Origin of the sequence: Micrococcus sp. KRD128 (assembly GCF_017168395.1) — a bacterium.
Lineage (GTDB): Bacteria > Actinomycetota > Actinomycetes > Actinomycetales > Micrococcaceae > Micrococcus > Micrococcus luteus.
In genome coordinates this window covers 24,693-33,330 of sequence record NZ_JABFAX010000016.1, presented here as the reverse complement: position 1 = coordinate 33,330, position 8,638 = coordinate 24,693, and the positions used below count along the sequence as shown (strand labels likewise).

Annotated in this window: 8 protein-coding genes; 7 read left to right on the top strand and 1 reads right to left on the bottom strand. The window is 73.0% G+C overall.

Annotated elements, in window-relative coordinates:
- The 7 genes from J1M44_RS08370 to J1M44_RS08340 form a co-directional block, all read left to right on the top strand.
- A partial coding sequence (locus tag J1M44_RS08370; RefSeq protein WP_206480846.1) for a PhoH family protein occupies positions 1–1,027 on the top strand: 1,027 nt, incomplete at its 5' end.
- Positions 1,017–1,490: an rRNA maturation RNase YbeY gene (gene ybeY, locus J1M44_RS08365; RefSeq protein ID WP_002853639.1), complete on the top strand. Its 474-nt coding sequence runs from the start codon at positions 1,017–1,019 to the stop codon at positions 1,488–1,490. The genes J1M44_RS08370 and ybeY, both read left to right, overlap by 11 nt.
- 11 nt (positions 1,491–1,501) lie before the next feature.
- Positions 1,502–2,827, top strand: coding sequence for a hemolysin family protein (locus J1M44_RS08360; RefSeq protein WP_144823986.1), 1,326 nt, complete (start codon positions 1,502–1,504; stop codon positions 2,825–2,827).
- 43 nt (positions 2,828–2,870) lie between these two features.
- Complete coding sequence (gene era, locus J1M44_RS08355) at positions 2,871–3,836, top strand: GTPase Era (RefSeq protein WP_036384707.1); 966 nt, start codon at positions 2,871–2,873, stop codon at positions 3,834–3,836.
- A gap of 334 nt (positions 3,837–4,170) precedes the next feature.
- Positions 4,171–5,904, top strand: a complete 1,734-nt coding sequence (gene leuA, locus J1M44_RS08350; protein ID WP_144823988.1) for a 2-isopropylmalate synthase — start codon at positions 4,171–4,173, stop codon at positions 5,902–5,904.
- Positions 5,901–6,722, top strand: coding sequence for a DNA repair protein RecO (gene recO, locus J1M44_RS08345; RefSeq protein WP_065573094.1), 822 nt, complete (start codon positions 5,901–5,903; stop codon positions 6,720–6,722). Before leuA ends, recO begins: the two co-directional genes overlap by 4 nt.
- Positions 6,719–7,582 (top strand): isoprenyl transferase, encoded by an 864-nt coding sequence (locus J1M44_RS08340; protein ID WP_049161858.1) that lies wholly within the window; start codon positions 6,719–6,721, stop codon positions 7,580–7,582. The genes recO and J1M44_RS08340 overlap by 4 nt, the downstream gene beginning before the upstream one ends.
- Here J1M44_RS08340 and J1M44_RS08335 read toward each other — a convergent pair.
- On the bottom strand, positions 7,522–8,631 hold the full coding sequence (locus J1M44_RS08335) for an alpha/beta hydrolase (RefSeq protein ID WP_144786539.1): 1,110 nt from the start codon (positions 8,629–8,631) through the stop codon (positions 7,522–7,524). The two genes, J1M44_RS08340 and J1M44_RS08335, sit on opposite strands and share 61 nt — an antisense overlap.
- Positions 8,632–8,638: the final 7 nt, after the last annotated feature.

The following is an 8,638-nucleotide window of genomic DNA, read 5'->3' as shown; positions in this document are numbered from 1 at the left end:
GCCCCCCACGACCCCGACCCCGCCCGCCACTGCGCACGAGGGCGTCGCGTTCGAATCCGCCGACCTCATGGTCCGCACCCTCGGACCGCAGGACGCCCTGCTGCGGATCCTCGGCGGCGTGTTCCCCACCGTGGACGTCACGGTCCGCGACCAGCGGCTGGACCTGGCCGGGCCGGTGGCCGACGTGGCCACGGTGCGGCGCGTCGTCGAGGACCTGCGCTCGATCGCCCGCCGCGACCAGGCGGTCACCCCCGAGGTGATGGGCCAGGTCGTCCATCACGTTCGCGGAGCCGCCACCGGGCGCGGCGCGGGTCAGCTGCACCTGGACTCGATCCTCTCGGGCCGGGGTCGCCGCATCCGCGCGAAGACCCTGCACCAGCAGGACTACGTGGAGGCGATCGACCGCTCCACCGTCGTCTTCGGCGTCGGCCCGGCCGGCACCGGCAAGACCTACCTGGCCATGGCCAAGGCCGTGCAGGCGCTGCAGGCCAAGGAGGTCAACCGGATCATCCTCACCCGCCCGGCCGTCGAGGCCGGCGAGCGGCTCGGCTTCCTGCCCGGTGGGCTCTCCGAGAAGATCGACCCGTACCTGCGTCCCCTGTACGACGCGCTGCACGACATGATCGAGCCCGAGTCGATCCCGCGGCTGATGGAGGCCGGGACCATCGAGGTCGCCCCGCTGGCGTACATGCGCGGCCGCACCCTGAACGACGCGTTCGTGATCCTCGACGAGGCCCAGAACACCACCGGCGAGCAGATGAAGATGTTCCTGACCCGACTCGGCTTCGGTGCGCGCATGGTCGTCACGGGTGACACCTCGCAGGTGGACCTGCCGCGCGGCACCCAGTCCGGCCTGGCCCAGGCCGTCGAGGTGCTCGAGGGGATCGAGGGCCTGGAGGTGGTCCGCTTTGACTCCTCGGACGTGGTCCGGCACTCGCTGGTGAGCGCCATCGTGGACGCCTACGACGCCGCCCGCGGACCCGCGGAGCGGTCCCAGAAGCGAGGAGGGGCCCGCCGTGGCCGTTGAGATCCTGAACGAGTCGGGGATCGAGGTCCCCGAGGACGCGCTGCTGCGCATGGCCCGGCACGTCTACACGCGCCTGCACGTCCACGAGCGCGCCGAGACGGCCGTGACCGTCGTGGACGCCGCACGCATGGCCGAGCTGCACGAGGAGTGGATGGACCTGCCCGGGCCCACCGACGTGATGAGCCTGCCCATGGACGAGCTGACCCCCGGCTCGCCCGAGGCGCCGGCCGAGGGCGTGCTCGGGGACGTCGTGCTCTGCCCCGAGGTCGCCGCCGAGCAGGCCGCGCGCGGCGGGCACTCCCGTGACGACGAGCTGCTTCTGCTGCTCACCCACGGCATGCTCCACCTGCTGGGGTACGACCATCTCGAGGACGCCGACCGCGAGGAGATGTTCGGCCTCCAGGATCGGCTCGTGTCCGAGGTCCTCGGCCGGCCCGCCCCGGCCCCCACCGTCGAGGACTGAGGGCACCGCCCATGCTGACGCCCGCCCTCCTCTTCGCCCTCTTCCTGGTCTTCCTCGGCCTGACCTGGACGCTGTCCCTGGCCGAGTCCGCGTTCTCCTACCTCTCCCGGCGGGACGCGGAGGACATCGTCCGCGAGCAGCCCGGCTCCAAGGCACTGGAGATCGCCCGCGAGCGGGAGAGCCACCTCGGGGCCCTGCGGGTCTGGCGGTTCGTGGCCGAGGCCCTGTCGGCCGTCTGCCTGACCGCGGCCGCCGACGCGGTGGTGGACGACACGTGGCTCGCCGTGGCGATCGCCGCGGTCGTGCTCGTGGGCGTGGCCGCCCTGCTGGGCGTCTGGAGCCCGCGGCCGATCGGCTCCCGCAACGAGGCCGCCGTCGCCCGCCGCCTCGGCGGTCTGGTGTGGGTGCTCCGCCGAGCCCTGGGCCCGCTCGCCGCCCGCCTGGACCGGGACCGGCGCCGTCGCGAGGTCGAGCCGGAGGACGAGGACGACTTCCAGGAGCGCCACCTGCGCGAGTTCGTCGCCCGCGCCCACGACGCGGACGTGCTCGCCGACTCCGAGGCGGAGCTGATCCAGTCGGTGTTCTCCATGAACGACACCATCGTCCGCTCCGTCATGGTGCCGCGCACCGACGTCGTCACGATCGACGCCGACCACACGCTCGGCCAGGCCATGGCCCTGTTCCTGCGCTCCGGCAACTCCCGCATCCCGGTGATCGGCGAGGACGCCGACGACATCCGGGGCATGCTGCACCTCAAGGACGTCACCCGCGCCCTGCACCACGACGGCGCCGCGACCGACACCCCCGTCACCGAGGTCATGCGCGACGTCCGCTTCGTCCCCGAGTCGAAGTCCGTGGCGACCCTCCTGCAGGAGCTGCAGCGCGAGTCCACCCACGTGGCCGTGGTGGTGGACGAGTACGGCGGCACGGCGGGGCTCGTGACGCTCGAGGACCTCATCGAGGAGATCGTCGGCGAGATCTACGACGAGGACGACCACCCGGACCGCCCCGAGGTGGAGTTCGTCGCGCCCGGCGTCTACTCCGTCGACGCGCGCATGGGCATCCACGACTTCCGGGAGGAGTTCGAGCTGCCGGAGGAGGACGAGGACGACGACGTTGACACGGTCGGCGGCCTCCTCGCCAAGGAGCTCGGCCGCGTCCCGATCCAGGGTTCGCGCGTCGTGGTCCAGGGGATCGAGCTCGTCGCGGACACCCTCGAGCCCCGCCGCAACCGGGTCGCGCGCCTGCGCGTCTCCGAGACCCCCGACCGCCCGGTGCGGCTGCGCCGGCGTGAGGAGCAGGCCTACGGCGCCGAGCCCGCCGACCCCGTGGCCTGAGCCGGCCGCCCCACCCCACGCCCCGCCTGACAAGGATGACCCCATGACCGATCTCGTCGATCCGGCCCGCGCCGCGGACGGCTTCCGTTCCGGCTTCGTCTCGCTCGTGGGCCGGCCGAACGCCGGCAAGTCCACGCTCACCAACGCGCTGGTGGGGGAGAAGGTGGCGATCACCTCCTCCAAACCCCAGACCACGCGCCACACCATCCGCGGGATCGTCCACCGCGAGGACTTCCAGCTCGTGCTCGTGGACACCCCGGGCCTGCACCGGCCCCGCACCCTGCTCGGCGAGCGCCTCAACGACCTCGTGGCGGAGACGCTCAACGAGGTCGACGCCGTGGGCATGTGCCTGCCGGCCGACGAGGCGATCGGCCCCGGCGACCGGTTCATCGCCCAGCAGCTCTCGTACCTGCACCGCACCCCGGTGGTCGCCGTGGTCACCAAGACGGACAAGGTGGGTCCGGAGCAGCTCATGGCGCAGCTCGTGGCCGTGACCGCGCTGGGCGACGAGGTCCTCGGGCCGGAGAACGGCGGGGAGGGCTTCGCGGCCGTCGTGCCGGTCTCGGCGGTGGCCGGCCGCCAGGTCGACGACGTCCTGGGCGTCTTCGCGGGCCTGCTGCCGGCCGGGCCGCCCCTGTACCCCGACGGCGAGCTCACGGACGAGCCGGAGGCGATCATGGTCGCCGAGCTCATCCGGGAGGCGGCCCTGGAGGGCGTGCGCGACGAGCTGCCGCACTCGGTGGCCGTGGTGGTCGAGGAGATGTCCCTGCGCGAGGACCGCCCCGCGGACCGGCCCCTGATGGACGTGTGGGCGAACGTCTTCGTCGAGCGGGACAGCCAGAAGGGCATCATCATCGGCAAGGGCGGCTCCCGGCTGCGCGAGATCGGCGCGCAGGCGCGGGCGGGCATCGAGCGCATGCTCGGCACCAAGGTGCACCTGGACCTGCGGGTCAAGGTCGCCAAGGAGTGGCAGCGCGACCCCAAGCAGCTCGGCCGACTCGGCTTCTGAGCCCGAGGCCCCGGCCCGGCGCGCGCGCCGGAGCGGGCCGCCGTCGTCGTGCGTCACACGGGGACGGCCTCCTGTGGCCCGGCCCACCTCGGTGCTAGGGTCGGGGGCATGTCCCCCCGCCTCGCGACGACAGCGCCGGCCACGGCCCGCCTGCTACTTCCCGGCCGCACGGGGTCCCCGTGCCAGGCCGCGATCCACGCCGCCTGAGCGCATGCGGAGGCAGGACGCCTCCCACCGGACCGGACACCCCGTGCGGAGCCTCTGACCTCCCGGCCCGGCCACCGACCATCCACCTTTCGCGCGCCCGCCGCGCGCACGTCGAGGGAGAACACGCATGAGCGCCCACCTGCAGAAGTCGTCGGGGATGAAGTTCCACAAGTACGTCCCGTTCCAGGACCAGATCGAGGTCGCCCTGCCGGACCGCACCTGGCCGGACAAGGTCATCGAGAAGGCGCCGCTGTGGTGCGCCGTGGACCTGCGCGACGGCAACCAGGCCCTGATCGACCCCATGGGCCCCGAGCGCAAGCTGCGCATGTTCCAGCTGCTCGTCGGCATGGGCTTCAAGGAGATCGAGGTCGGCTTCCCGTCCGCCTCGCAGACCGACTACGACTTCGTCCGCCAGCTCATCGAGGGCGACCACATCCCGGACGACGTCACCATCCAGGTCCTCACCCAGTCCCGTGAGCACCTGATCGAGCGCACCTTCGAGGCGCTCGAGGGCGCCGACCGGGCCATCGTGCACCTGTACAACTCGACGTCGGTGCTGCAGCGCCGCGTGGTGTTCCGGCAGGACGAGGACGGGATCGTGGACATCGCGACCTCCGGCGCGCGCCTGGTGAAGAAGTTCGAGGAGCAGCTCAAGGGCACGCAGATCACCTACGAGTACTCGCCCGAGTCCTACACGGGCACCGAGCTCGAGTTCGCCCGGCGCATCTCGGACGAGGTGGCCACGGTCCTGGAGGCCTCCACCGACCGCAAGATGATCCTGAACCTGCCGGCGACGGTGGAGATGTCCACCCCGAACGTGTACGCCGACTCGATCGAGTGGATGCACCGCAACCTGGAGCACCGCGACTCGCTCATCCTCTCCCTGCACCCGCACAACGACCGCGGCACGGGCGTGGCCGCCGCCGAGCTGGGCTACCTGGCCGGGGCGGACCGCATCGAGGGATGCCTGTTCGGCAACGGCGAGCGCACCGGCAACGTCGACCTGGTGACGCTGGGCATGAACCTGTACTCGCAGGGCGTCGACCCCATGATCGACTTCTCCGACATGGACCACATCAAGCGCACGGTCGAGTACTGCAACCAGCTGGCCGTGCCCGAGCGCTCGCCGTGGGGCGGCGACCTCGTCTTCACGGCCTTCTCCGGCTCCCACCAGGACGCCATCAAGAAGGGCTTCGAGGCCATGGAGGTCGACGCGAAGGCGGCCGGCACGGACGTGGACGGCATCCCGTGGGCCGTGCCGTACCTGCCCATCGACCCGAAGGACATCGGCCGCTCGTACGAAGCCGTCATCCGCGTGAACTCGCAGTCCGGCAAGGGCGGCGTCGCCTACCTGCTCAAGTCCGAGCACAACCTGGACCTGCCGCGCCGCGCGCAGATCGAGTTCTCCCACGTCATCCAGGATCTGGCCGACGCCCAGGGCGGCGAGGTCTCCGGCGCCGACCTGTGGCGCGTGTTCCAGGACGAGTACCTGCCCGCCGACGCGGCGGAGGCGCAGTGGGGCCACTACCGGCTCCGCTCGGTCTCCTCGGCCTCCGGCGAGGACGGCGCGTTCCGGATGGAGGCCGAGCTCGAGGTCGACGGCGTCACGCAGACCCGCACGGCGCAGGGCAACGGCCCGATCGACGCGTTCCTGCGCATCCTCGGTGAGGAGGGCATGGACGTCCGCGTGCTCGACTACTCGGAGCACGCACTGTCCGAGGGCGGCGCGGCCATGGCCGCCGCCTACGTGGAGGCGGCCGTGGGCGACCGCGTCCTCTGGGGCGTCGGCCTGGACCACAACACCACCACCGCCTCGCTGAAGGCCGTGGTGTCCGCGGTGAACCGCGCCCTGCGCGCGTGAGCGGCTCCGGCTCCTCCCGGCGGGGTGCGCGGCACGGCGGCTACGCGGCGAACTCATTCCGCACCGAGGCCATCGTGCTGCGCACCCACCGTCTGGGGGAGGCCGATCGCATCGTCGAGGCGCTCACCCCCGAGCACGGCCTGGTCCGGGCCGTGGCCAAGGGGGTGCGCAAGACATCCTCCCGGCTGGGCTCGGTGGTGGAGCCGTTCATGCACTCCACGCTCCAGCTCGCACGCGGCCGGGGCGAGCTGCACACCGTGAGCCAGGCGCAGCTGCTGCACCCGTACGCGACGATGCTGGCCGCCGACTACGACGCCTACACCGTCGCCGGCGCCCTCGCCGAGGCCGTCGAGCGGGTCCCCGCGGTCGACGACGACGGCCGGCGCGCCCAGTACCGCCTGTTCCACGGCGCGCTGGCCGCGCTGGCCCGTGGCGCGCACGACCCGCGGCTGATCCTGCACTCGTTCCTGCTGCGCGCGCTCGCCCAGGCCGGCTGGGCCCCCACCTTCGACCGGTGCGCCCGCTGCGGCGCCCCCGGCCCGCACACGGCGCTGCACGTGGGCCTCGGCGGGGCCGTCTGCCCGGAGTGCAGGCCACCCGGTGCCGCGCACCCGGCCCCGGAGACCTTCGATCTGCTCTCGGCCCTTGCAGCGGGGGACTGGGCCACCGCGGACGCCTCCGGGGGCCCCGCCCGCCGAGAGGCGGCCGGTATCGTGGCGGCGTACCTGCAGTTCCACGCCGAGCGGCGCCTGGTGTCCCTGTCCGTCCTGGACCAGGACCTCGGCCTCCCCGCCCCGCGCGTCGAGAGGAGACCATGAGCGCCGACCGTGCCCCGCAGCCCCCGCCGCCGCACCCCTCGGGTGCGGTCGCCCCGCGGATCGATCCGCGTTTCGTGCCCCGGCACGTGGCGATCGTGATGGACGGCAACGGTCGGTGGGCCAACCAGCGCGGCCTGCCCCGCACCGAGGGCCACCGGGCCGGCGAGGCGGCCCTGCTGGACGTCGTCGCCGGGGCGGTGGAGCTGGGGATCGGCCACGTGTCCGCGTATGCGTTCTCCACGGAGAACTGGCGGCGCTCGGCGGAGGAGGTGCGCTTCCTCATGGGCTTCTCCCGGGACGTGCTGCGCCGGCAGCGGGACACCCTGCACTCGTGGAACGTGCGGATCCGGTGGAACGGGCGGGCCCCGCGCCTCTGGACCCCCGTGATCCGGGAGCTGCAGGAGGCCGAGGAGCTCACGCGCCACAACACCGGGACCACGCTGCACATGTGCGTGAACTACGGCAGCCGGGCCGAGATCCTGGACGGCGTCCAGGCGATCGCCGAAGAGGTCCGGGCCGGCCGGATGCGGCCGGGCGAGATCAGCGAGGACGTCATCACCCGCTACCTCGACCGCGGTTTCCGCACGGGTCAGGACGTCGACGTCGTCCCGGACGTGGACCTGTTCCTGCGGACCTCGGGGGAGCAGCGCCTGTCCAACTATCTGCTGTGGCAGTCCGCCTACGCGGAGCTGCTGTTCCTGGACGTGCTGTGGCCGGACGTCGACCGGCGGACCCTGTGGGCCGCCGTCGAGACCTACGCCCGACGGGACCGCCGCTACGGCGGCGCCGTGGACACCCCTCAGCCGGCGCCGTCGTCCGGCGCGCCGGACTCGGCCTCGGACGCCGACGGCGGCGCGTAGGCTCCCAGCCACGTGAGCGTCGCGGCACCGGCCGCCTCGCGCACCGACGCGGGGGAGGCGAACACGTCGTGCAGCGCGTCGGGGAGCCGGTGGACGGTCACCCGGTCGCCGAGCCGCAGGGAGCGGCGGGCCATGGCGTCGGGGTCCAGGACGATGTCCGAGGTCAGCATCGCCTCGCCGTAGGACGTGCCCCGATGCCCACGCGCGGAGACGAGCACGAGGATCGGCACGGAGACGTCGAGCCGCCCGGCCACGGCCCGGTGCCCCGAGAGGACCGCGCTCAGCCAGGCGGCCGGCACCTCGAACGCGTGCGGGGGGCGCCAGAGCGGGTGCAGGTCCCATTCGCCCTCGGCCTGGTCCGAGAGGGTGCGCCAGTAGTGGTCGATGCGCGGCAGCGTGAGCATGGCGTAGGGCTTCATGGCGGAGACGGGCCCCACGATGGACTTCGCCAGCAGGCGCACCCCCGCGCTGCCCTGCATCTCCAGCCACGGGCTGTTGAGCACGAGCGCGGCGAGGCGGCCGGGATTCCGGTCCGCCCACAGCGCGGCGATCAGCCCGCCGGTGGAGTGCCCCATGAGGATGGGCGGCAGCGGGTGGTCCCGGGCGATGGTCTCGAACGCGGCCTCGAGGTCCGCGTCGTAGCGGGCCAGGTCGTCCGTCCAGCCGGGCGTCTGCCCCGCGCGCAGCGAGCGGCCGTAGTGGCGCAGGTCGACGGCGTGGAACGCGTAGCCGGCGGTCTCGAACGCGTGGGCCAGCGGGGCGTTGTAGAAGTAGTCGCTCCAGCCGTGCACTGAGAGGATGGGCCGCCGGGCCGGGTCACGGGCGGCGTCGGTGCGCGGACGCACCACTGTGACAAGGTTCTGTCCTTGTTCATCGGTGTCGAGGCCGAGCGTGCATCGTTCGAAGCCCGGCAGCCCGTCCGGGACCCAGCCCAGGCCCGGCGGATCGTCGAGGAACGGGCGGGTGCCCTCCTCCGTCGGTCCGCCGGCGGGTGCGCCGTGCGGGGCGGGTCGGTCCGGGGGTGGCGGCTGGATCGGGTCACGGGCCATCCGACCA